Below are 23,397 nucleotides of genomic sequence, written 5' to 3' on the forward strand. Positions count from 1 at the left end.
GGGGTTCCTGCGTTCTTTCCTTCGCCTTCCGGCGCTTTCCGACTCTAGCAGATCCCTGCCTCGCCGTTCCGCGCCCTCCGACTCCGGAAAGCCTGCCGACCTGGCCTTTTCGGGCCCCGTCGGCGAGGTGAGACTCTAGCGAATCCGGACCGGAGGTCCAAACCCGCCGCATTTCCCTTTTCCGCACGAGCCGAATCCACGGCGGACAGCGGAGGACATGACGTGCCGCCGCAGGCCGTGGGCCCGAATGGTTGGGGAGTGGCTGCCCCGGGACCGTCCGCGCAGAGCGCGCGTCCGGTGCCCCCTGTCAGGCAGCCCGACGTACGCTAGGCACTTCGCCCTGCGGTGTCAAGTCGAGGCCCGACACCGCGTCAGCGAGGTCCTGATGCCTTCTCAGAGTGCACGGTTCGTCGGCAGCAGAAACTCGCACCACACCGCTTTACCCCCGTCCGGCGTACGGCGGGTCCCCCAGCTGGAGGCGATGGTGGCGACGATGGCGACACCTCGGCCGGACTCGTCCCCGGAGGCCGCACGGCGGCGGCGCGGCAGGTGGTCGTCCGCGTCGGTGACCTCGACGATCAGCCGGCGGTCGGTGCGGCGGATCCGGAGCCGCATCGGCGGTGCGCCGTGGGTGAGGGAGTTGGAGACGAGCTCGCTGACGGCCAGGACGCCCAGGTCGCGCAGTTCGTCGCCCAGCCGCCAGCTGGAGAGCACCCCGGTGGTGAAGGCGCGGGCGCGGGCCGCGGTCTGGGGCGTTCCGATGAGGTCGAGGGAGGCGGCCCGGAAGAGGTCGGCGCTCTGCTCGTCCCGCTGCGGCAGCTGGAAGGCGAGGACGGCGACGTCGTCGTCGTGCTCGGGGGTGACGCCCATGGCCCGCAGCAGCCTGGAGCAGAGGACGTCCGGCGGACCGGCGGGCCCGGCGGGGCCGGCGAGGGTGCGGTCGAGCATGTCCAGGCCGACGTCGATGTCCTCGCCGCGGCGTTCGACCAGGCCGTCGGTGTAGAGGACGCCGGTGGCCCCGGGGCTGAACGGGACCGAGCCGGAGGTGTGGAGCCAGCCGCCGGTGCCGAGGGGCGGACCGCACTGGTCGTCGGCCCGGGTGACGGTGCCGTCCGGCTCCCGGATCATCAGCGGGAGGTGGCCGGCCGAGGAGTAGGTGATGCGGTTGTCGTCGGGGTCGAAGACCGCGTAGAGGCAGGTCGCGATCTGGGTGGCGTCGATCTCCATGGCCAGGCCGTCGAGGAGCTGCAGGACCTCGTGGGGCGGCAGGTCGAGCCGGGCGTAGGCGCGGACGGCGGTGCGGAGCTGCCCCATGACGGCGGCGGCGCGCATGCCGCGGCCCATGACGTCGCCGATGACCAAAGCGGTGCGGCCGCCGCCGAGGGTGATCACGTCGTACCAGTCGCCGCCGACGGCGGCGTCGGCCCCGCCGGGCTGGTAGGTGGCGGCGACGCGGAGGTCGTCGGGCTGCTCCAGCTTCTGCGGGAGGAGGCTGCGCTGGAGGGTGACCGCCGCCTCGCGGTGGCGCCGTTCGCTCTCCCGGAGGCGTTCGGCGACCTGCATCTGGTCGGTGACCTCGGCGCCGAAGATGAGGACGCCGGCGACGTCGCCGTCGTCGGATGCGGCGGCGGTGCCGGCGCGGCGGCGGGCGGTGAGCAGGCCGAGGGCGCCGTGGCCGTGTCGGGCGTCCTGCGGACCGGATCCCCCCCGCCCGCCGGGGGCCGCGGGCCCGCCGGGGGTGCCCGGGGCGCCGGCCGCCCCGGTCGCGAGGGCGGAGAGCTGGGCGCCGAGCGGTTCGCCGGCGCGGACGGGCGCGCAGACGAAGCTGTAGTAGCGGTGGCGGTCCGGTGCGGTGGGCAGGACGACGCGGCGCGCCTTGACGGTGCGCGGGCGGCGGCTGCGCAGGACCTGGTCCATGAGCGGCAGGAGGCCGAGTTCGGTCAGCTCGGGCATGGCCTCGACGGCGGGCGCGCCGGAGGGGCGGTGCCCGAAGACCTCCGTGTAGGCGTGGTTGACGTGGCCGACGTGGTGCTGGGGCCCGTAGGTAACGGCGACGAGGGCCGGGATGTGGGCCAGCACGTCGTGGACGGACGGCTCGGGCCGGCCGGGGGGCCCGGGGTGGTCGGGGACGGGCGTGTCGTCCCGGAGAGTGCCGTCGCCGGGGGCGTGCCCGGCGGGGGCGTCCGTCCGCGGTCCGGGGCGGGCCGACGGGACCGCGGCCGCGCGGGAGGCGTCGGCGGGGCCGGGCGACCGCTCGCCCGCCTGCTGCGGGGCGGTACGCCGCTGTGCTCCGGGGAGCCGGGCGCTCCAGCGCATGAGATCCAAGTCGCCGCTGCTTCCTCGCGTTCCTCGTGCCTCGTCACTCCCCGCGTGCGTCCTGGTACGCGGGGTCGTGGTCCAGTGTGACCGATGCGGACGGTCGGCGGTGCCGGGTCCGGCCGCGCCCGGGGCACGCTGCCCTGCATGATCCTCGACGGGGGCGCGCCCTGCCAGCCCCCGGAGGGTCAGCCGCCCGGCCGGGCCAGCGGTTCGGGAGGCTCCGGCGGTCCGGAGTGTCGCGGGGGCGCGGCGGGCGCGCGCCCCATGGCGGCCTCGAACTCGGCGCGCGGGTGCTCCAGCGAGCCGAGGGAGACGACCTCGCGCCCCGACAGGCCCGCCAGCAGCCAGTCGGCGAGGACGCGGGCCTTGCGGTCGAGGGTGGGCATCCGGCCGAGGTGGTAGGCGCGGTGCAGCAGCCAGGCGGGGCGGCCGGTGACGCGGCGTCCGAGGACCTGCGCGACCCCCTTGTGGAGTCCGAGCGAGGCGGCTGCGCCGGTGTGGGCGTGGCGGTACTCGGCCTGCGGCTCGCCGCGCAGGTGGGCGACGACGTTGTCGCCGAGGGTCCTGGCCTGGCGGACGGCGTGCTGCGCGTTCGGGGCGCAGGTCTCGCCGGGCCGGGTCAGGTCGGGCACGGCGGCGCAGTCGCCGGCCGCCCAGGCGCCGCCGGTGCCGGCGATCCGGAGGGACGCGTCGCAGCGGACCCGGCCGCGCGCGTCGCGGGGCAGGCCGGTGCCGGCCAGGACGGGGGCCGGGCGGACGCCGGCGGTCCACACCAGGGTGCGGGCGGCGAACCGGCTGCCGTCGGACAGGACGACGACGCGGTCGGCGAAGGACTCCAGGCGCGTGGAGAGGCGCACCTCGACGTTGCGGCCGCGCAGCTCGGAGAGGGTGTACCGGCCGAGCGCGGGGTCGACCTCGGGGAGGATGCGGTCGGCCGACTCGACGAGGACCCACCGCAGGTCGTCGGGGGTGAGGTTGTGGTAGTAGCGGGTGGCGTGCCGGGCCATGTCCTCCAGTTCGGCGAGGGCCTCGACGCCCGCGTAGCCGCCGCCGACGAAGACGAAGGTGAGGGCGGCCTCCCGGATCGCGGGGTCGCGGGTGGAGGAGGCGATGTCCAGCTGCTCCAGGACGTGGTTGCGCAGCCCGACGGCCTCGCCGACGGTCGTGAAGCCGATGCCGTGCTCGGCGAGGCCTGGGACGGGGAGGGTGCGGGAGACGGCGCCGGGGGCGAGCACCAGCAGGTCGTAGGGGATCTCCAGGTCGGGCGCGCCGGTGGAGCGGGTGGCGGGGGTGGCCGCGCGGGCGAGGCGGGCCGCGTGGTCCAGTCCGGTGACCTCGCCGGTGACGACGGTGCAGCCGCGCAGCGCCCGGCGGAGGGGGACGACCACGTGGCGGGGGTCGATCGCGCCGGAGGCGGCCTCGGCGAGGAAGGGCTGGTAGGTCATGTACGGCTGGGGCTCGACGACCGTGATCTCGGCCTCGTCGCGGCGCAGCCTGCGCCTCATGCGGAGCGCGGCGTACATGCCGACGTGGCCGCCGCCGACGACGAGGACGCGGGCGGGCGGGCGGCCTCCCGGCCGGCGGTCGGCGGATCCCTGCGGTGGTGTGACCTGGTTCACGTGTCCATGACGCCCTGTCGGGGGCCCTCTTGTCCACAGTGCGCACGGGATCGGCGGGGCCGAAGTTGCCGACGGGGCGCACGGGAGCCGGCGGGGAGCGGGCGGGGACGGCGGTGCGGCCGGACGGCACCGGCGCCGCGAGGGCGTCCGCGCCGGTCCGGCGGGCGGGGGTGCGGCCGCGGGGCCGGGGCGGCCGAATCCGCGCCGTCGCCCCTGTCGGAGCTGAACCCCCATCAACTATGGTCGGGGGACCAGCGGACCGGCGTCCCGGGCTCGTCGTCGGCACAGGCGGTCGCGCTGCGTACAGGCGCGGTGACCGGGTCCCGGAGGGGTGCTGTTTCCAGGGGCCTGCACGGCCCGGTACCGCGGCCGGACGGGTCGGCGGGGAGGACGCCGAGCGAGCCGGCGACGTGAGGCCCGGAGCGCCGGGGGGCGCGGGGGCATGGTGGGCGCCTGCGGGAGCGGTGCCCACGGGGGGAGGACTGGGCTATGGATCAGCAGGAGCGGGCGCGGGCGCGCCTGTCCGCGGCGGTGGGCACGGCGGAGGTGCCGCGGATGCGCGGGCCGGAGGCCGGCGGCCTGCCGCCGCGCCCGGCCGGCCGGGGCGGGGCGGAGCACGCCGTGCCCGAAGCGGGCGCGGCGCGGCAGGGCTTGGCGGAGCAGGGCGGGTCCGCGGCGGCGCCGGGGCAGTGGGTGTCCGGCGGGCGGTACGGCCGGGCGGCGGTGGCCCCCGGCCCGGGGCCGGGCACGGTTCCGGACGTGCGGCCGGCCGGGTTCGCGCGGGCGGGCGGCAGGCTGCGGGTGGACGCGCGGCGCAACCTGGAGAGCGTGCTGCGGGCGGCCCGGGAGGTCTTCGGGGAGCTGGGCTACGGCGCGCCGATGGAGGAGGTGGCGCGGCGGGCCGGGGTGGGCGTCGGCACGGTGTACCGGCGGTTCCCCAGCAAGGACGCGCTGGTCCGGCGGATCGCCGCGGAGGAGGTCGCCTGGCTCACGGCCCGGGCCAGGGAGGCGCTGCACGGCGGCTCCGACCCGTGGGAGGCGCTGGCGGGCTACCTGTCCCGGGCGGTGGCGACCGGCGCCGGGCGGCTGCTCCCGCCGGAGGCCTTCCGGCAGGCGGAGCGGATGGCACGCGGGGAGGGCGCAGGGACCGCGGAGGGCGGGGGAACGCATGCCGGGGGTGCGGAGCCGGCGGGCCCCGCGGCGGGCGCGGGCGGGGCCTCCGGGCAGGGCGTCGTCGCACCGGGGACCGCGGCGGCGGACGGCGCGGGCGGGGACGACGCGGGGGCCTGGAGCGGTCCGGACACGGACCCGGTGGTGCTGCTCGACCTGCTCGACGCGCTGGTGGGACGCGCCGACGCGGCGGGCGTGCTGCGCGCGGGGGTGACCGTGGCCGACGTGGTGCTGGTGCTGACGGCGGCGGTGCCGTCGTATCCGGCGGCCCCCGCGGGTGCGGCCGGTCCGGGCGGCGCGCCCTCCGAGCGGCTGCTGCGCATCCTGCTCCACGGCCTGCGGACGGCCTGACGGGGCGCGGCCCGGGGGCCGTCGGGACGGCGTCCCCCGGGCCGACGGCACCCGGCCAGACAGCCCGTCAGGCCGGCGTGCGGACACCGGTCCCCGGTCCCCGGCCCCTGGGCTGTGAGCTGCGGGCCGCGGTCCCTGGGCCGAGGGCCGCCGACAGCACCGAAGGGTGCGGGAGGACCCGTGGCGCAGCCCGGCGGAGGGCCCGGCGGAGGGCCCGGACCGGTGCCGGAAACCGCCGAATGGGTGACACCGGCGGACGGCGCCGGTGCGCACCCTCCCCTGATGGGTGGGTTGTTCCGCCGACCGGGGGTCCGGCACATGCCGCTGTGCCATTCTGTGCCGGTGATCGGAGGCCAGAGCCCTGCGGGAGCGTCGGCCGGCCGCCCGGCGGCCGCGCCCGACCGGGCGGACGTGCGGTACGGCGGCGACGGTGGGCGCTGAGGGCCGTGACGGCCCCGGCCGCGGCGGCGACGGTTCCGGACCGCCGCACGGAGGCGGGCCGGACGGCCCGCAGGAGCCGCCGCCCGGCGGCCACGTGCCGGTCCAGGGCCGGCCGCCGGACGAGGAGGCGCTGACCGGGCCGGGTGCCGCCGGAACGCCGCGCGTGCCGGGGCAGGCGCCCGCCGGGTTCGGCGGGGTGACCCCGGCCGCGGCCGCGCCGGCCGGCGGGGCCCCCGGGCGCGTGCCCGCGGTCCCGGCGCCCGCCGACCCGGTGGACGGGGACCTGCCGCCGTCCGACGCCGAGCTGGCGGCGCGGGTGCGCGGGGGCGACGACGGGGCGTACGAGGAGCTGTACCGGCGCCATGCGGACGCCGTGCGCCGGTACGCCCGCACCTGCTGCCGCGACAGCTTCACGGCCGAGGACCTGGCGGGCGAGGTGTTCGCCCGCACGCTCCAGGCCCTGCGGGCGGGGCGCGGGCCGGACCTCGCCGTACGCGCCTACCTGCTGACGGCGGTGCGCAACGTCGCCGCCGCCTGGAGCCGCGGCGAGCGCCGGGAGCACCTGGTGGCGGACTTCGCCGCCCTCGCGGACTCCTCCGCGGCGCAGGGCCGGCCGGACGGCGCGGACCCCGGTGCGGACGCATGGGCGCTGGCCCGCGCGGACCGGCGGATGGTGGTCCGGGCGTTCACCGCCCTCCCGGAGGAGGACCGGGTGGTGCTCTGGCACACCGAGGTCGAACGGGAACCCCCGCGCCAGGTCGCCGTGCTCCTCGGCAAGACCGCGAACGCCACCGCCGTGCAGGCGCACCGGGCGCGGGACCGGCTGGCGGCGGCGTTCCTGCAGGCGCACGTCTCGGCGGTGCAGGACGACGCCTGCCGCCGGCACGCCGAGCGCCTGGGCGCGCACGCCCGGGGCGCGCTGCGCAAGCGCGCCTCCGCGGAGACGGAGGCGCACCTCGCGGGGTGCGACCGCTGCTCGGCCGCCTACCTGGAGCTGCTGGACCTGAACGCGGGCCTGCGGGCCGTCCTCCCGGGCGGGGTGCTCGTCTGGGTCGGTGCCGGGTACTTCACCGCGGCCGCCGTCGCGACGGGGGCGGCTTCCGGCGGTGCGGCGGCGGGCACGGCCGCGGGCGGCGCCGGCACGGCCGGCGGCGGCGCCGGGAGCACGGCCGCCGAGGGGATGGGCGCCGCCGCCAAGGCGGCCGTCGGCGCGGCCGCGGCCGCCGCCGTGGCCGGGGTGGTCCTGGCCTACGCGCTCTCGGGCGGCACGGCCCGGCCCCCCGCGCGGGCGGTGCCGCCCGCCGCGCCGTCGCAGGTGGTGCCGCCGTCGGTCCCGCCCGGTCGGGGGACGCCCCCGCCGCGGACCCCCGCGCCGCACCGGACCGGCGACACGCCGGTGCCGGGGCCCAGGCCCGTGCCGGCCCCCGTGCCGCCGCGCGCCGCACCGGCCCCGGACCGGCACCCCGTGCTCCGGCCGGTACGGCGGCCGACGGCCGCGCCGCCGCCCCCGGCCCGGCCGAGGACGCCCCTGCCGCCCGCTCCCCGGCCCGCCCCTGCGCCGCCGCCCCTGCAGGCGCCGCCCGCGGTGGACCGCCACTGGCTGGACGAGCTGCCCTTCGCGGTCGTGGGGCCGCCGCGGCCGCAGGGCGTGCACGGTCAGGGGACGGGCTGGTCCTGGAACCGCCACGGGCTCGGCACCGGCGGCGTCCGCTCCTGGCACGGGGTCACCGTGGGGGCGCCGTCGGAGGTGTCGGTCGACCTCGGCCGCCGCTGCGCGACGTTCGACGCCCGGGCAGGGATCGACGACATGGCGCAGGGGCTCGGACGGGTGGTCTTCTCCGTGGTGGGCGGCGACGGCCGGACGCTGTGGCGCTCGTCCCCCGTGGCCGGGGGCGGCGCCGTGGGGGTGCACGTGCCGCTGGCGGGACAGCGGTCGGTGCGGCTGGTGGTGGAGCCGGCCGGGGACGGGTGGAGCCTGCTGGACGTGGCGGACTGGGCGGACGCGCGGCTCGGCTGCAGGGGCTGAGCCGCGCGGGGCCGCGCGTCCGGCCCGGCCCCGTCGGAGGCCGGTCCGGGCCGGACGGGCGGGCGGAGGCCCAGGGCCGGGCGGGTCAGACGGTGCAGGACCCGTCGGCGCAGGCGTCGTCCCCCGCGCCCTCCGCCGCTCCGCCGGGGGCGGCGGTCTGCGCCGCGACCTGCTCCAGGACCTGGAGGAAGGTGGAGGCCTCCTGGGCCCCCTGGACGGCCCAGCGGCCCTCGAAGACGAAGGTGGGGACGGCGGTGACGCCCATCAGCTGCGCCTCGGCGATCTGCTCCCGCACCTCGGCGGCGCCCTCGTCGGAGGCGAGGTAGGCGGCGACGCGCTCCTCGTCCATGCCGGCCGCGGCGGCGAGCCGGGTGAGCCGGTCGCGGTCGCCGACGTTGCCGCCGTCGACGAAGTAGTCGTGGAGCAGGGCGTTCTTGAGGCGGGCCTGCACGGCGGCGCCGTACTCGGTCTCGGCGAGGTGGAGCAGGCGGTGTCCGAGGAGGGTGTTGACGGACTGGGCGGACGCGAAGTCGAAGGCGATGCCCTCCTGGCGCCCGACCTCGGCGAGGCGGGCGTTCATCTCCGTGATCCGGTCGCCGAACTTGCGGCGCAGCACGGGCTCCAGGGGCTCGGCCTCGGTGGGCGCGTCGGGGGCGAGCTGGTACGGCCGGTAGACCACCTCGACGCTGTCGGCGCCCGGGTAGGCGGCGAGGGCGCGCTCGAAGCGCCGCTTGCCGACGTAGCACCAGGGGCAGGCGATGTCGGAGTAGATCTCGACCTTCATGGGGTGTTCCGTCCTCGGGTTGCGTCCTCGTACGGGCGGGGTGAACGTCCGGAGGGGCCTGCGGAATTCCCGGGGGCGGGCCGTGACGGGGGGAACGACGAGGGCCCCGGCGCCTTCCGGCGCCGGGGCCCTCCTCTGTGCGGAGCGGACGGCAGGGCTCGAACCTACGACCTAAACCCTGGAGGGGTTTCGCTCTACCAACTGAGCTACATCCGCGCGTTCACCCGGAGGAACCTTTCTCCTGGCGACGTGTGGAACTCTACCGGATTCCGGCGGGAGATCAAACTCGTCCCTCGACGGCGGAGTTGGCCGGTCGGGCGGCCGGTGCGGACCCGGCGGCCGGGGCGGGGACGACGAGGACCGGGCAGGCCGCGTGGTGGACGGCGGCCGTGCTGACCGAGCCGAGCAGCAGCCGGGCGAAGCCCCCGTTGCCCCGGGCGCCCACGACCAGGGTGTGGTGGCGGGCGCTGCAGTCGAGCACGGTGGCGATGGCGTCGCCCGGGACGACGTGCAGGGAGACGCGCCCGGCGAAGGGGCGGGGGCGGGCGTCCTGGACGGCGAGGACGCTGCGCCGCAGGCCGTCCCGCGCGGAGTGCAGGAGCCGGGCCACGCCGTCACGGACGATCTCGGCCATGCCCAGGGTGTAGCCGCCGGGGGAGGGGTCGACCACCGAGAGGACGTACAGGGGCAGGCCGAGCAGCTCGGCCTCCGTCATCGCCCGGTCCAGGGCCCACAGGGAGCCGTTGGAGCAGTCGACCGCGGCCAGGACGCCGGGGGCGAGGGGCGGGCCGGGCGGGATCTCGGAGACGGGCAGGTCGGCGGCGTCCGCATGGGGCGGCAGGCGGGCCGGTTCGTGGGGGGCGGGCATGGCGGTCCTTCGCGGGAGCGGGGCCCTCGGCGGCTCTTCCCGGGGGCGGCGGCCCCTCGCGGGGGTGGTCGGAACCGCCGCCTCCCATGTAACCCCGGCCGTGCGGACCCGGCCAGGCAACTCCGGCGGACGGCCGGAGGGGGCGGCCGGGGAGGACGGTCCAGGCGGACGGCCCGGCCGCGCCGCGGCGGCCGGGGCCCGGCTGGGCAGCGCGGGGCAGGGCGGGGCGGCCGGGCGGGGCGGCCGGGCAGGGCGGGGCGGCCGGGACCGGGTCAGCCCGGGTGGGCGGCGAGGGCCCGGCGCTCCGCGACGGGCATGCCGGTCCAGCAGGAGCCGTTGCGGCGGGCGGTGTACCGCCGCAGCCAGAGCTCGGTGGCCACCAGCTCGGCCAGGCCGTCGAGCGGGACGGCGGCGGCACCGTCGGCGGCGCGGGCGACGGCCCGCTGGACGGCGGGCAGGTCGATCAGGCCGAGTTCCGCCAGGAGGGGGGCGCGGAAGAGCTCCTCCAGCCCGTCCGCGGCGTGCCGGAGACCGGACCGGGCGGCCGAGGCCCGGTCGGGGCGCGGCCCCGCGCCCCAGTCGGCGGGCAGTCCGGCGACGCCCGCACCCGCGAGCACGGCGCGCAGCAGGGTGTGGCGGGCGCCGGGCTGCACCCGCAGGCCGTCCGGGACCAGCCGGCAGGCCCGGACCACCTGGTTGTCGAGGAACGGCGCGTGCAGGCGCTGGCCGTACTGCTCGGCGGCCTGGGCGAGGACGCGGTACGCGGCGGCGTGGCGGTGCAGGGCGAGTCGGGCCCGGCGTTCGCCGGGCCGCTCGGACGGGGCGGGGCGGCGCGCGGCGAGCCGCAGGCGCACCGCGACGCCGGAGAGCACGGAGTCGGAGAGCCAGCGGGCGGCGGGACCGGGGGCGCACCAGGTCAGGGCGGCCGCGGAGGCGCTGCCGGGGCTGGTGGCGGCGGCGGGTCCGTGGCGGGAGAGGAGGAGGACCGCGGCGTCCTCCAGCGCCTCCGCGTACGGGGCCCGGGCGAGGCGGCGGGCGGCGCGGAGGACGGAGACGGGGGTGCCGAGCGCGCCGGCGAGGGGGCCCTCGGCGGCGCTGTCGGCCCGGGCGAGGGCGGCGACCGGCCGGACCAGGTCGCGGCGGCGGCGGTCGCGCACCAGGTCGGCGAGGCGGGCGGGGTGGCCGTCCAGGGCCTGCCGGGCGCCGTAGCCGGTGAGGTGGTCGGCGCCGCCGGCGGCGAGCCGGGCGCGCAGCGCGGCGACGTCGACCAGGGCGGGGCCCGGCTCGTCGGTGAGGGGACCGGCGAGCGGGTCGCCGGCGAGGTCGGCGTAGGGCAGGGCGTCGGCGCCGGCGGGGACGACGGTGTGGTGCAGGCACGGCACCGCACCGGCGAGGCTGCGGGCGCGGTCCAGGGCCGGGGCGGGCGCGGGCCCGGGGGCGTCCGGCGCGCCGGCGGGGGGCTGAGCGGGGGGTTCCGCGAAGGTGACGGCGGTCAGGGGGACGGAGGAGGCGTCCGGGGCCGGGGCGCCGTCCGGGGCGGTCCGCGGGCGGGCCCACGACCCCCGGACCGCTCCGCTGCGGGGCCCGTCGTCCGCCGGGGACCCGCCGCCCCCGGGGGCCGGCGCGGCCGGCCGGGCCGCCGGCGTGGCGGCGGCGAGCAGGGCCAGGGTGGTGGAGGCGGTGCCGCCGGAGAGGTCCGCGCCGATCCGGGCCCGCCCCGGGGCGCCGCCCGGCGGCGGGGGCTGCGTGCGGATCCGGCAGCGGACGGCCTCCAGGAGCGAGCGGGTGAGCTCGCGGACCGCGGGCGCCTCGGCGAGCCGGACCGGTCCGCCCGCGGTCGGGGCGGCCTCCTCGTACGGGGCGGTCTGGGCGCGGCCCGACCGGACGGAGAGCGAGTGGCCGGGCGGCACCCGGTGGACGCCCAGGTAGGGGGTGGTGGTGCCGACGGCCTCGGGCGCCTCGGGGCAGGCCAGCCGGGCGGCGAGGTGGGCGGCGTCCACACCGGCGCCGACCAGGTCGGCGAGCGGCAGGGCGGCGGTCGCGTAGGCGGTGCCGCCGCACCACGGCGTGTGGAAGACGGGCAGGACCCCGGCGAGGTCGGTGAGCAGGACGGTCCGGGTGCCGAGCTGCAGGACGGCGGTGTAGCTGCCGGGCCAGGCCGTCAGGTGGCGCAGGGCGCCGCCGCGGGCGGCGGCGAGCCCGGAGCGGAGCTCGGCGTCGGTGGCGCCGCACCGGCCGACGACCGCCAGCCGGGCGGTGGGGGCGGTCCGGCGCGACCGGGGCACCTGCGGGTGCGGTGCGGGGTCCGGGGAGGCGGCGTCGGGGTCCTGGGGGATCGCGGGGAATCCGGTGGCGGACTCGGCGGCCGCGCCGGGCCGCAGGGTGACCAGCCGCACCTCGTCCGGGCGCCAGTCCCCGACCGCCCACAGCGGGTCGGGCCCGGGCCAGAGCAGGCGGGCGGCGATGGGGCGCACCGTGCGGAGGGGGTCGGCCCCGGGCTCGCGGGACGGCGCCCCGGCCCCGGGCGCACCACCGCTCCAGCCCGCCAACCACCGCATCGCGCCTCCACGGGACCCGGGTTCCCCGTCGGGCACAATCGTGCCACCAGTCCCCGCGGAGTTCTGCGGTGTCGGCACGGGTGATGTGAGGACGTGCGCTCCGCATACGGTGACGTTCCGTCACAGAACGGGCGCGATGGTCTTCGCGGAACCGGCCCGGGCCTCCCCCTCCCCGGCCCGGACCGGCCGCTCGCGGGGGGACGGCCCGGAAAAGCACAGCCCGGGAGGGCGTCCGCACGCCCCCCCGAGCCGGTCCGCCGCCCGCGGGGAATGAGGCGGCGGCGTCCCCCGGCCCACCGGGTCCTCGGACGGCGGGCCGACCCACACCGTCCAGGGAAGCGCCGCCCCACCGGCCCGCACAGGTCGCACGGGCGGGCGCACGCCTGCACGGCACCGGAGCACGCAGACGCACCGCCGCACCCGCCGCACCGTCGGCACCACCGGGCCGTTCCGCGACTGCCGGACCCCGCCCGGCCGCCGCGGAACGGCCCGCGAACGGCGAGGCGATCGGAAACGGTCGGCAACCACGGGCGGGCGCACGCCCGCACAACCGGCAAGCGGCCGGAAAAGCGCGCAATCTCGCCATCCGGAACACCGCCTCTTAACCGTCGGGATGCACCGAACTACTCTGGGTGTGCCAAGGCTGTCGGAACGCCAGCGCCGAGGGGGTGGCAGGGTTGACGACCAGCAGCCCGCGGGGGCCGAACGAGAAGCTGGGTTCACTGCTGTCCCTGGCCGGGATCAGCAACGCCGGGCTGGCGCGGCGCGTCAACGACCTGGGCGCGCAGCGCGGCCTGACGCTGCGCTACGACAAGACGTCGGTGGCCCGGTGGGTCACCAAGGGCATGGTGCCGCAGGGCCCGGTGCCGCACCTGATCGCGAGCGCCATCGGCGGCAAGCTGGGCCGCCCGGTGCCGCTGGAGGAGATCGGGCTGGGCGACACCGATCCGGCGCCGGAGGTGGGCCTGGCCTTCCCGCGGGAGGTGCCGGAGGCGGTGCGGACCGCCACCGACCTGTGGAGGGTGGACCTGGAGAACCGGCGGGCGCCGGGCGGAAGCCGCTGGAGCGACAGCCTCGCGGGGACGTTCTCGGTGACCGCGTACGCGATGCCGGTGTCGCGGTGGCTGATCACGCCCGCCGACGGCTCGGTGGCGCGGGAGGAGCCGTCGGCGGTCCCCGGCCACGGCGGGGTCCTGCTGCCGGACACGGCGTCGCCGGCGGAGCTGTCGTCGTACCGGGTGGGCCACGCGGACGCGGCGAAGCTGCGGGAGGCGGCGCAGGAGGCGCGCCGCTGGGACTCCAAGTACGGCGGCGGCGACTGGCGCTCGTCGATGGTGCCGGGCTGCCTGCGGATGGAGGCGGCGCCGCTGCTGCTGGCGTCGTACAGCGACGACGTGGGCCGGGCGCTGTTCGGGGCGACGGCGGAGCTGACCCGGCTGGCGGGCTGGATGGCGTTCGACACGGGCCAGCACGAGGCGGCGCAGCGGTACTACATCCAGGCGCTGCGCCTGGCCCGGGCGGCGGCCGATGTGCCGCTGGGCGGGTACGTGCTGGCGTCGATGAGCCTGCAGGCGACGTACCGGGGGTTCGCGGACGAGGGCGTGGACCTGGCGCAGGCCGCGCTGGAGCGCAACCGGGGGCTGGCGACGGCCCGGACGATGAGCTTCTTCCACCTGGTGGAGGCGCGGGCGCACGCCCGGGCGGGGAGCGCGGGGGCGTGCTCGGCGGCGCTGTCGGCGGCGGAGTCCTGGCTGGAGCGCTCCCGCGCGGGCGACGCGGACCCGGCGTGGATCGACTTCTACTCGTACGACCGACTGGCGGCGGACGCGGCGGAGTGCTTCCGCGACCTGGGGGTCCCGGCGAAGGTGCGGCAGTTCACGCGGGAGGCGCTGGCGCGTCCGACGGAGGGGTTCGTGCGGTCGCACGGGCTGCGGCTGGTGGTGTCGGCGATGGCGGAGGTGCAGGCCGGCGAGCTGGACGCGGCGGTGGCCGCGGGGGCGCGGGCGGTGGACGTGGCGGGGCGGATCTCGTCGCAGCGGACGCGGGAGTACGTGCTGGAGATGCTGCGGCGGCTGGAGCCGTTCCGGGGGGAGCGGGCGGTGCGGGAGCTGGAGGAGCGCGCGAAGCTGGTCCTGGCGGCGTCCGCCTAGCGCCCGGGGGCGCAGGGGGGGCGGGCCGGCGCGCGGCCTTCACCGGCCTGCCGGCCCGTGGCACGATCGCGGGGACTTCGGCGGCCGAACGGGGAGAACGCCTGGTGGGGTACGACTTCGACGTGCTGGTGGTGGGCGGCGGGATCGTCGGCCTGTCGACGGCGTACGCGCTGGTGCGGGAGCGGCCGGGCGTCTCGGTGGGGGTGCTGGAGAAGGAGGACTTCCTGGCGTCGCACCAGACGGGCCGCAACAGCGGGGTGATCCACAGCGGCGTCTACTACCGCCCGGGGTCGTTCAAGGCGCGGTTCGCGGTGGGCGGCGCGGCGGAGATGGTGGAGTTCTGCCGGGAGCACGGCATCGCCCACGAGGTGACGGGGAAGCTGATCGTGGCCGTGGACCGGGAGGAGCTGCCGCGGCTGCACGCCCTGGCGCGGCGCGGACGCGAGAACGGCATTCCCGTGCGGGAGCTGGACCGGGCCGGGATAGCGGAGCACGAGCCCCACGTCGCGGGGGTGGCGGGCCTGCACGTGGGCACCACCGGGATCTGCGACTTCCCGGCGGTCGCCCGGCGCCTCGGCGCCTTGGCGGAGGCCGCCGGGGCGCGGCTGCGGCCGGCCGAGGAGGTGCTGCGGGTGGACCACCGGCCGGACGGGGTGGTGGTGGGCACGCGGCGCGCGGAGCTGCGGGCGGGGGTGCTGGTCAACTGCGCCGGGCTGCACAGCGACCGGGTGGCGCGGCTGGCGGGCGACGACCCGGGCGTGCGGATCGTGCCGTTCCGCGGCGAGTACTACGAGCTGGTGCCGGAGCGGCGCGGCCTGGTGCGGGGGCTGGTGTACCCGGTGCCGGACCCGGCGTTCCCGTTCCTCGGCGTGCACCTGACGCGGGGCGTCCACGGCGACGTGCACGTGGGGCCGAACGCGGTGCCCGCGCTGGCCCTGGAGGGCTACGACCGGCGGACGGTGCGGCTGCGGGACGTGGCGGCGACGGCGGCGTTCCCGGGCACCTGGCGGATCGTCGGGCGGCACTGGCGGTACGAGGTCGGGGAGCTGCACCGGTCGCTGTCGAAGCGGGCGTTCACGGCGGCGGTGCGGCGGCTGCTGCCGGAGGTCGCGACGGAGGACCTGGTGTCTGCGCCCGCCGGGGTGCGGGCGCAGGCGGTGGCGCGGGACGGCACGCTGCTGGACGACTTCGCCTTCGCCGGCTTCGATCCGGAGGCGAAGCCGGACACGGCCTCGGGCCGCCCGTCCCGCCTGGTGCACGTCCTGAACGCGCCGTCTCCGGCGGCGACGGCCTCGCTGCCGATCGGCCGGGAGGTGGCGCGGCGGGCCCTGGCCGCGCTGGACGCGGAGCGCTGACCGCCCCGCCGCCCCATGTGGCGCACGTCACACCCCGGCCCGCGTGAGGTCCCGCCCGCCGCCGGGTCCGACTCCCCGACGGACACCGCAGGGTGCCCGCAGCGAGGAGGAGGACCCATGTCGGACACGACCGCCACGACCGCCGTCCGCACCGCCGCCGTCGCGAGGACCGGGGAGGCCGGGGAGGGCCGGGCCCGGGTGCTGACGGGCCGTACCGGCGCCGGGACCGCCCCGGAGGAGCGCGGCCGGACCACCATCGCGGACAGCGTGGTGGAGAAGATCGCGGGCATGGCCGCCCGCGAGGTCCCCGGCATCCACAGCCTGGGCGCGGGCATGGTGCGGACCCTCGGCGCCGTCCGGGACCGGGTGCCCGGCGGCCGGGCCAACGTCTCACGGGGCGTGAAGGTCGAGGTCGGCGAGCGCCAGGCGGCCGTGGACATCGACGTCGTCGTCGAGTACGGCGTGCCGATCGCGGAGGTCGCCGCGGACGTGCGCAGCAGCGTGATCGCCGCCGTGGAGCGGATGACGGGCCTGGAGGTCGTCGAGGTGAACATCGCCGTCGACGACGTCCACCTGCCCGACGAGCAGGACGACCTCCCGGAGCCCGAGAGCCGGGTGAAGTGACGGCCCGGGCCTGCGGAGGGGCGTCGCGATGAGCGGAGCGGTGGTGGGGCTGGCCGCGGGCATGGCCCTGGGGTTCGCGGGGGCGTTCGGCGGCTTCTGGGCGTTCCTGCTGGTGGCCGTGCTCGGCGCGGTGGGCCTGGTCGCGGGGCGCGTCCTCGACGGCGGCCTCGACGTCCGGGACCTCCGGGACCTCGTGCGACCGCGGGACCGGCGGTGACGGCGGCGGTGACGACGGCGACGGCGACGGCGACGGCGACGGCGACCACGGTGACGACGGCGGGGGCCGCGGCGGGAGCGGGGCTGCCGCCGCCCGCCGAGCGGGGGGCGACGGTCCTCCCCGACCGGGTGGTCGCCCGCGTCGCGGGCCGCGCCGCGCACGAGGCCCTGGCGCACCGGTGGGGCGCGGCCCCGGGCCGGCTCGGCCTGGACGAGCCGGGGGCGGAGGTGTCGGTGCGCGGCGGGGAGGCCCGGATCGCCCTCGGCGTCGACCTCCCCTACCCCGTGGACATCGCGGGCGAGGCCCGCGCCCTGCAGGACGCGGTCGCCCGGCGGGTCGCGGACCTGACCGGGCTCCGGGTCGGCGAGGTCACCGTCACCGTGCGGCGGCTCGTCCCGCGCGGCGCGGCGGCGGGCCGGGTCCGCTGACGGCGGACGCCGCCCGGGCCGGACAGGCCGGACCGGGCGGACCGGCCGGGCCGGCCCCCGCCCGGAGGACCTCAGCGGGGGCGGCCCCGCCGCCGGCGCACCGGGCCGCGGCCGGGTCCCGGGAGCGGCCGGGCCGCGCGAGCCGTGAGGACCGCGAGAGCCGTGAGAACCGCCGAAGCCTGGAAGGAGCGAAGACGTGACGACGCAGCAGGACCTCCCGGTCCCGCAGGCGGCCCCCGGCGGGTCGGAGGACCCGGCGCGGGCCGGCGGCCCCCGCCCGTCCCGCGACGGCGGCGCGGCCGCCGGGGCCGTGCCGGACGCCGGTCCGCGCCCGCGCCGCCCCTGGTCGGCCCGCCGCGTGCCCGCCGCACTGGTGGCCGCCGCGGGCGCCGTCGCCTGCGGGACGCTGCTGTACGACGTGGTGGCGGTCCGGACGGGTGCCGCGGGCGGCGCGTGGCGCCGGGAGCTGGCGGACGGGCTCGCCACCCTGCCCCTGTCGGACGCCCGGGTACTGGCCGGGGCCGCCGCGGCCGCGCTGCTCGGCCTGTGGCTGCTGGTGCTGGCGCTCACCCCGGGCCTGCGCGGCAGGCTGCCGCTGCGGGTCCCGGGAGCCCCGGAGGGGGTCCGCGCCGACCTGGAGCGCCGGGGTGCCGCGCTGCTGCTGCGGGACGCGGCGCTGCGCGTCCCGGGGGTGGGGGGAGCGCGGGTCCGGGTCGGCAGGCGCCGCGTCCGGGCCCGGGTGGACGTGCGGTTCCGCGACCCGCGGCAGGTGCGCGAGGACGTCACCGCGGCGCTCCGCGCCGAGCGCCGCGGCCTCTCCCTGGCCCGGCCGCCGCGCCTGTCGGTCCGCGTGCGCCGGGCCCCCGACCGGACGGTCGCCGCACCCGCACCCGCGCCTGCGGCGGCGCACGCACCGGCACCGGCACCGGCACCGGCCGCACGTCACGAGGAGGAGGGCACCCGATGAAGGTCCAGGCTGCGGTGAACCGGATCCTGCTGGCGCTGGCCGGCCTGGCCCTGCTCGGCGGCGGGCTGCTGGTCCTGGCCGGCGGCCTGGACCTGCTCCCCGGGACGGGGGACGGGCGGCTGCCCGGTCCGCACGACGTGCTGCTCGGCCGGGCCCAGCGCACCCGCTTCACCGGCGAGGGCTGGTGGTGGCCCGCCGTCATCGCCGGCCTCGCCCTCGCCGTCGTGCTCGCCGTGTGGTGGCTGACGGCCCAGCCGGGTCCGCGCACCGCCGGCCGCCTGGTCCTGGGCGGGCCGAGGCCGCCGGAGGGCGTCGAGCTGCGCGGCCAGGCGCTCGGCGACGCGGTCGCCGCCCAGGCGGCGGGGCTGCCCGGCGTCCGGCGGGCCGGAGTGCGCCCGGTGGGGCGCCCGGACCGGCCGCGGGCGCGGATCGCGCTCACCCTGGCCCCGGACGGCGAACCGGCGGCGGTCCTGCGGGCGCTGTGCGAGGGGCCGCTGGCGGACGCCCGCACGTCCGCGGGCTGGGCGTCGCTGCCGGCGGACGTGCGGCTGCGGGTCGCCGGGCACCGCACCCGGCGCGCCGAGTAGGCGGAGGAGGGCGGGTGCGGCGGACGGGCACGGGGACGCCGGGCCCGGGGCGGTCCGGGCCCCGTCCGGGTGGTCCGGCCGGTGCGGACGGCGGTTCGGCCGCCTCCCGGCGGTGTCCCGTGCCTCACTCGGTGCGGTGCGGCGCGGCTTCGGACGCGCCTTCCCGGACAGAAGCCCCTGGCGCCCGGCCGCCCCCGCGGCGGCGCCCCGCCCCGTCCCGACGGACCGGGGCCACGGACGAGATGAGGAGCAGATGGGAGAAGGTCCCTCGACCGCCGTGCCCGGCGACGGCCGCGCGGGGCCGGCCGCGGACGCCCCGGGCCTCCTCCCCCACGGGGACGGGCCGGGGACGGAGCAGGCCGGGCCGGGGCGGTCCGGTCCCTCGCGGCCCGGTCCGGGGCCGGGCACGGCCGGTCCGGCCGCCCGGTCCGCCCCTGCCCCAGCCCCAGCCCCTGCCCCCGTCGCCGCCCGCGTCCCCGTGCCGGACGAGCGCCTGCTGGACGACCGGCTGCTGGCCGTCCGCGCCGCCGAGGGCGACGACGACGCCTTCGCGGAGCTGGTCCGCCGCCACAGCGGGACCATGCTGGCCCTCGCCCACCGCATGCTCGGCAGCCGCCCCGACGCCGAGGACGCCGTGCAGGACGCCTTCGTCAGCGCGTGGCGCCGGCTGCCGGAGTTCCGCCACGACTCGGCGTTCGGCACCTGGATGTACCGCATCGTCACCAACCGCTGCCTCAACGCCCTGCGCAGCCGCCCGCCCGCCGTGCGGCTGGAGGACGTGCCCGAGCCCCCGGCGTCCGGGGGCCTCGGCGCCCCGGCCCGCACCGCCGAGGCGGACGCCGCCATGGCCGCCCTCGCCGAGGCGCTCCAGCGGCTCAGCCCCGAGCAGCGGGCCTGCTGGGTGCTGCGGGAGCTGCACGGCCTCCCCTACGAGGAGATCGCGCACGTGACGGATACCAGTGAGCAGGCGGTGCGCGGCAGACTCTTCCGCGCACGGCGGGCCCTGACGGAGGTGATGAGCCCATGGCGCTAGGCGATCGGCCGGACACCCCGGGCGGGGACGGACCGCGGCGGCACGACGGCCTTCGGCGGGAGACCGGTGTGCGGCGGGAGACCGGTGTGCGGCAGGACACGGGTCCGCGGCAGGACACCGCGTCCCTGCCCGGCACCGGGCTGCCGCCCGGGGACGAGCTGCTGCCCTGCGGGCGCTCGCTCGGCGGCGCCTGGGACGACGTCGACTCCGGGAGCGGGCCGCCCGACGGCCACCCCGCCGACTGCCCGTACTGCCGGGAGGCCGCGGACGGGCTGCGGGCGCTGGGCCGGGCCGCGCGGTCCCTGCGGGCGCAGACCCCGGGGGCGCGGCCGGAGGCCGGCACCGACGCCTTCACGGCCCGGGTGATGGAGGCGGTGCGCGCCGAGGTGCGGCTCGGCAGGCTGCTGCCGCTGGGTCCGCCGGAGGAACGGCTGCGGGTGTCCGAGGCCGCCGCGGCGAAGGTGCTGCGGGGCGCGGCCGACGCCGTCCCCGGGGTGCGGGCGGCGAGCTGCCGCCTGATGGCCGAGGAGGACGGCGGCGTACGGGTCGCGATGACCCTGGCCGCCGGGCTGGACACGCCCTTCCCCGAGCAGGCGGACCGGGTGCGGCGGGCCGTGCGGGACGCGGCCGACCGCGCCCTGGGGCTCGTCGTGGGCGGGGTCGACCTGGAGGTGTCGGCGCTGCTGCCGTCACCGGACGGCGCGGCGGAGGACGCGGGGGGTCCCGCGGCGGGTCGCCCGGCGGAGGACGGACCGGCCGCCGGTCCGGCGGACGAGGAGGAGCGATGAACCGGGTCACCGACGCCGAGGTCGCGGCGGCCGCCGCCGGGGCCGCGCTGGCCGTTCCCGGCGTCGCCGGGCTGCAGCCGCGCGTCGCCGACCTGCTCTCCCGGGCCGCGGCCCGGTTCGCGGGCGAGGTGGCCGCCCAGGTCACGGGCCAGGTCACGGGCCAGGCCGCGGATCAGGCCGCGGGCCGTGCGGGCGGCTCCGGCGCCGGACGGGTGCCGGACGGGGCGGGCGTCCGGGCGGAGCGGCAGGGCGGCGGCGCGGGATGGCAGGTGGAGGTGCGCTGCGTCCTGGACGGCGGGACGAGGGCCCTGGACGCGGCGCGCGCCGTGCGCGCCGCCGTCCTGGCGGCGGTCGCGGACCTGCTGGCCGCCCGCGGGGAGCCGGAGCCGGTCTCGGTGGGCGTGACGGTCACCCGCGTCGGCCTCCCCGTGCCCGCCGGAGAGGGTGCCGCGCCGTCCGGCGCGGCACCCTCCGGTGAAGCGGCGGGGCGCGGGCGGGCGGGCGGACCGGAGCGGAGCCCGCAGCCGCAGGACTGACCGGCCCGGACGCGGCACCGGTCCCGTCACCGGCCTCGTCGCCGACGGCGGCCTCGTCACCGCCGCCGTCACCGGCGGGGCGTCCCACCGGGCCGTACGCCGCCGCCGGCCACCCGCACGCCCCCGTAGACTCGGGGGACTGTGAGCGCCTCCACCGAATCCCGCCCCTACCCGCACACCGCCACGCCCGAGCAGCATCGGGAGCGGCGGATCCGCTCGTTCCACCCGCGCCGCGGCCGGATGAGCGCCACCCAGGAGACCGCCCTGGAGCGGCTGTGGCCGCGGTACGGGACGCCGATCGACAGCACGCCGCTGGACCTGGCGGAGCTGTTCGGCCGGGAGCTGCCGGTGGTGCTGGAGATCGGCTTCGGCATGGGCGAGACCACCGCGGCGATGGCGGCGGCGGACCCGTCGACCGGCATCCTCGCGGTGGACGTCCACACCCCCGGCCACGGCAACCTGCTCACCCGCGTCGAGGAGGACGGCCTGGCGAACGTGCGCCTCGCCGCCGGCGACGCGGTGGTGCTGCTGCGCGACATGCTCGCGCCGGCCTCGCTCGCGGGGCTGCGGGTGTACTTCCCCGACCCCTGGCCGAAGGCGAGGCACCACAAGCGGCGGCTGATCCAGCCGGAGTTCACGGCCCTTGCCGCGTCCCGGCTGGCCCCGGGCGCGACGGTGCACTGCGCGACCGACTGGGAGCCGTACGCCGAGCAGATGCTGGAGGTGCTGTCGGCCTCGCCGGAGCTGGAGAACCTCCACCCGGAGGGCGACGGGACGGTCCTGGAGGACGGCAGCGTGCCCGGCTACGCGCCGCGGCCGGCGTGGCGGCCGGTGACCAAGTTCGAGCGGCAGGGCCTGCGCAAGGGGCACGTGGTCCACGACCTGCTGTTCCGCCGCCGCTGACGCCCCGTCCGCCCCGCCGGGTGGGCCCGGCGCCCGTCCGGCGCTGACCCGGCGCATCCGAGCCGCGACGGTGCGTGCGCCGGGCGCGACCGTGGGTGGCCGAAGCCCTCCCCGTCGCGGGCCGAGTCGCCTAGGGTCAGGGGGATGAGCAGCGTGCAGCCGGTCCGCCCGTGGCAGTCCGCGCAGGCCCGCCCGGGACACGTCCGGCCGGACCCCGTCCGGCCGCGGCCGCCCGCCGGGCACCCGCCCGGCTCCGCCGACGGACCGGCGCGCAGAGCGCCGGGCAGGCCCCGTACGGGCGGCCTCCGCACACCCGGGCTCCGCGCGGGCAGCCTCCGCGCGGGCAGTTTCCGCACGCGTGTCCTCGGCACCGGCGGCCCCCGCACGGACGGGCTCCCGGCGGGGCGGACCGGCCGCGCGGTCCGGTTCGCGGTGCCGGCGGCGGCGCTGGCCCTGCTCCTGTGCGGGGTGGCGATCCTGGAGCTGGTGGAGCGGCAGACCGGCCGACCCGGCCTCCTGGTGGGCCTGGGGCTGGCGGTGCTGCCGGTACCCCTGGTGCTGGGGGCCCTCGCCTGGCTGGACCGGGTGGAGCCGACCCCCGTCCGCGCCCTGGTGTTCTGCTTCGGCTGGGGCGCGTGCGCGGCCACGCTGGTGGCCATCCTCGCCAACACCTGGACCGCCGACCTGCTCGCCTCCCACCGGGGCGCGCGGGGCGAGACGATCGGCTCGGCGGTGGCGGCGCCGCTGGTGGAGGAGACCTGCAAGGGCGCCGCGGTCCTGCTGCTGTTCCTGCTGCGGCGCCGGTACGTCGGCTCCGTCGCCGGCGGCATCGTGCTGGCCGGCGTCACCGCGTGCGGCTTCGCCTTCACCGAGAACGTCCTCTACCTGGGCCGTTCCTGGACCGAGGACCGGGCGGCGGGCCACGGCATCGACGCGACGGTGTGCACCTTCGTCCTGCGCGGCGTGCTCTCGCCGTTCGCCCACCCGCTGTTCACCGCCCTGATCGGGATCGGCTTCGCCACGGCGGCCCTGGCCCGCGGCCGCCTGCTGCGCACGGCGGCGCCCGCCGGCGGCTGGCTGGCCGCGACGGTGCTGCACGGCACCTGGAACGCGGCCGCGGCGCTCGGCACCGGCGGCTTCCTGCTGGTCTACGGGGTCTTCATGGTGCCGGTCTTCGGCGGCGTGATCGGGCTGGCGGTGCGGGCGCGCGGCGCCGGCCTGCGGGCGGCCCGCCTCCAGCTCCCGGCGTACGTCCGGGCGGGCTGGCTGGGCGAGGACGAGCCGGAGGCGCTGGGGACGGTACGGCTGCGCGGGAGGGCCCGCCGGCGGGCCCGGGCCCTGCACGGGCCCGCGGGGGCGCGGGCGGTGGACGAGTACGTCGCCCTGGCGACCGCGCTGGCGCTGCTGCGCCGCCGGGCCGAGCGGGGGGCGGTGCCGGTCGCGGAGTTCGCGGTGCGCGAGTACGGGCTGCTGCAGCGGCTGTGGCGGCTGCGTCCGCTGGCGTCGCCCGCCCTGGCGGAGGCCGCGGCGGAGCAGCGGGCGGACGGCGGCTGAGCGGACGTGAGGCACGGGGGCGCGGGGCGGGACGCGGGGCGCCGACCGCGGGGGCGGGACGCGGGGACAGGGGCACACATGTGCGGTAACACGTTCGGTACATCTCCGATTGCGGAGCG

The 23,397-nt window shown here is 79.3% G+C and carries 19 protein-coding genes and 1 tRNA gene; 14 read left to right on the plus strand and 6 right to left on the minus strand.

Annotated elements, in window-relative coordinates:
* Positions 1 to 393 precede the first annotated feature (393 nt).
* Together LO771_RS28115 and LO771_RS28120 are read right to left on the minus strand one after the other, a co-directional pair.
* Entirely contained in the window at positions 394 to 2,316 is a 1,923-nt protein-coding gene (locus LO771_RS28115) for a SpoIIE family protein phosphatase (protein WP_374228268.1), read from the minus strand.
* A gap of 188 nt (positions 2,317 to 2,504) precedes the next feature.
* A complete protein-coding gene (locus LO771_RS28120) occupies positions 2,505 to 3,938 on the minus strand; it encodes an FAD-dependent oxidoreductase (protein WP_308189028.1) in 1,434 nt (477 codons plus the stop codon).
* Positions 3,939 to 4,427: 489 nt separating this feature from the next.
* Between LO771_RS28120 and LO771_RS31190 the strand changes: the two genes are divergently transcribed.
* Both LO771_RS31190 and LO771_RS28130 read left to right on the plus strand, forming a co-directional pair.
* On the plus strand, positions 4,428 to 5,459 hold the full coding sequence (locus tag LO771_RS31190) for a TetR/AcrR family transcriptional regulator (RefSeq protein ID WP_304944878.1): 1,032 nt from the start codon (positions 4,428 to 4,430) through the stop codon (positions 5,457 to 5,459).
* A gap of 682 nt (positions 5,460 to 6,141) precedes the next feature.
* Positions 6,142 to 7,926: a sigma-70 family RNA polymerase sigma factor gene (locus LO771_RS28130; protein ID WP_230747676.1), complete on the plus strand. Its 1,785-nt coding sequence runs from the start codon at positions 6,142 to 6,144 to the stop codon at positions 7,924 to 7,926.
* 85 nt (positions 7,927 to 8,011) lie between these two features.
* Here the strand turns inward: LO771_RS28130 and LO771_RS28135 are convergent, their stop codons facing one another.
* From LO771_RS28135 to LO771_RS28150, 4 genes are all read right to left on the minus strand, one after another.
* Positions 8,012 to 8,710 carry a DsbA family oxidoreductase gene (locus LO771_RS28135; protein ID WP_230747677.1) on the minus strand — a complete coding sequence of 233 codons (699 nt, stop codon included), beginning with the start codon at positions 8,708 to 8,710 and terminating at the stop codon, positions 8,012 to 8,014.
* Between the two features lie 143 nt (positions 8,711 to 8,853).
* Positions 8,854 to 8,926: transfer RNA gene (locus LO771_RS28140), tRNA-Gly, on the minus strand.
* 64 nt (positions 8,927 to 8,990) lie between these two features.
* Positions 8,991 to 9,578, minus strand: coding sequence for a universal stress protein (locus LO771_RS28145; RefSeq protein WP_230747679.1), 588 nt, complete (start codon positions 9,576 to 9,578; stop codon positions 8,991 to 8,993).
* A 272-nt stretch (positions 9,579 to 9,850) separates the two neighbouring features.
* Positions 9,851 to 12,136, minus strand: a complete 2,286-nt coding sequence (locus LO771_RS28150) for an asparagine synthase-related protein (protein ID WP_230747681.1) — start codon at positions 12,134 to 12,136, stop codon at positions 9,851 to 9,853.
* Between the two features lie 677 nt (positions 12,137 to 12,813).
* On the opposite strand from LO771_RS28150, the gene LO771_RS28155 reads away from it, so the two are divergent.
* From LO771_RS28155 to LO771_RS28210, 12 genes are all read left to right on the plus strand, one after another.
* Positions 12,814 to 14,286: an MFS transporter gene (locus tag LO771_RS28155; protein WP_230747684.1), complete on the plus strand. Its 1,473-nt coding sequence runs from the start codon at positions 12,814 to 12,816 to the stop codon at positions 14,284 to 14,286.
* A gap of 101 nt (positions 14,287 to 14,387) precedes the next feature.
* Entirely contained in the window at positions 14,388 to 15,641 is a 1,254-nt protein-coding gene (lhgO, locus tag LO771_RS28160) for an L-2-hydroxyglutarate oxidase (protein WP_230747722.1), read from the plus strand.
* Between the two features lie 117 nt (positions 15,642 to 15,758).
* The gene (locus tag LO771_RS28165; protein WP_230747686.1) at positions 15,759 to 16,265 is read left to right on the plus strand and encodes an Asp23/Gls24 family envelope stress response protein; all 507 of its coding nucleotides are present in this window, start codon (positions 15,759 to 15,761) and stop codon (positions 16,263 to 16,265) included.
* A gap of 28 nt (positions 16,266 to 16,293) precedes the next feature.
* Positions 16,294 to 16,482, plus strand: coding sequence for a hypothetical protein (locus LO771_RS28170; RefSeq protein WP_230747688.1), 189 nt, complete (start codon positions 16,294 to 16,296; stop codon positions 16,480 to 16,482).
* An 8-nt stretch (positions 16,483 to 16,490) separates the two neighbouring features.
* Positions 16,491 to 16,910 carry an Asp23/Gls24 family envelope stress response protein gene (locus LO771_RS28175; RefSeq protein WP_230747690.1) on the plus strand — a complete coding sequence of 140 codons (420 nt, stop codon included), beginning with the start codon at positions 16,491 to 16,493 and terminating at the stop codon, positions 16,908 to 16,910.
* A 196-nt stretch (positions 16,911 to 17,106) separates the two neighbouring features.
* Complete coding sequence (locus LO771_RS28180) at positions 17,107 to 17,877, plus strand: DUF6286 domain-containing protein (protein WP_230747692.1); 771 nt, start codon at positions 17,107 to 17,109, stop codon at positions 17,875 to 17,877.
* On the plus strand, positions 17,874 to 18,464 hold the full coding sequence (locus tag LO771_RS28185) for an alkaline shock response membrane anchor protein AmaP (protein ID WP_230747694.1): 591 nt from the start codon (positions 17,874 to 17,876) through the stop codon (positions 18,462 to 18,464). Before LO771_RS28180 ends, LO771_RS28185 begins: the two co-directional genes overlap by 4 nt.
* 478 nt (positions 18,465 to 18,942) lie before the next feature.
* Positions 18,943 to 19,497: an RNA polymerase sigma factor gene (locus tag LO771_RS28190; RefSeq protein ID WP_230747696.1), complete on the plus strand. Its 555-nt coding sequence runs from the start codon at positions 18,943 to 18,945 to the stop codon at positions 19,495 to 19,497.
* 86 nt (positions 19,498 to 19,583) lie between these two features.
* Positions 19,584 to 20,285 (plus strand): Asp23/Gls24 family envelope stress response protein, encoded by a 702-nt coding sequence (locus LO771_RS28195; protein WP_230747697.1) that lies wholly within the window; start codon positions 19,584 to 19,586, stop codon positions 20,283 to 20,285.
* A complete protein-coding gene (locus LO771_RS28200; RefSeq protein ID WP_230747698.1) occupies positions 20,282 to 20,821 on the plus strand; it encodes a hypothetical protein in 540 nt (179 codons plus the stop codon). Before LO771_RS28195 ends, LO771_RS28200 begins: the two co-directional genes overlap by 4 nt.
* A 141-nt stretch (positions 20,822 to 20,962) precedes the next feature.
* Positions 20,963 to 21,724: a tRNA (guanosine(46)-N7)-methyltransferase TrmB gene (gene trmB, locus LO771_RS28205; protein ID WP_230747699.1), complete on the plus strand. Its 762-nt coding sequence runs from the start codon at positions 20,963 to 20,965 to the stop codon at positions 21,722 to 21,724.
* Between the two features lie 432 nt (positions 21,725 to 22,156).
* Complete coding sequence (locus LO771_RS28210) at positions 22,157 to 23,278, plus strand: PrsW family intramembrane metalloprotease (protein ID WP_230747700.1); 1,122 nt, start codon at positions 22,157 to 22,159, stop codon at positions 23,276 to 23,278.
* Positions 23,279 to 23,397: the final 119 nt, after the last annotated feature.

The sequence above is a fragment of the Streptacidiphilus sp. ASG 303 genome, assembly GCF_020991365.1.
In the GTDB taxonomy this organism is placed as follows: Bacteria; Actinomycetota; Actinomycetes; order Streptomycetales; family Streptomycetaceae; genus Peterkaempfera.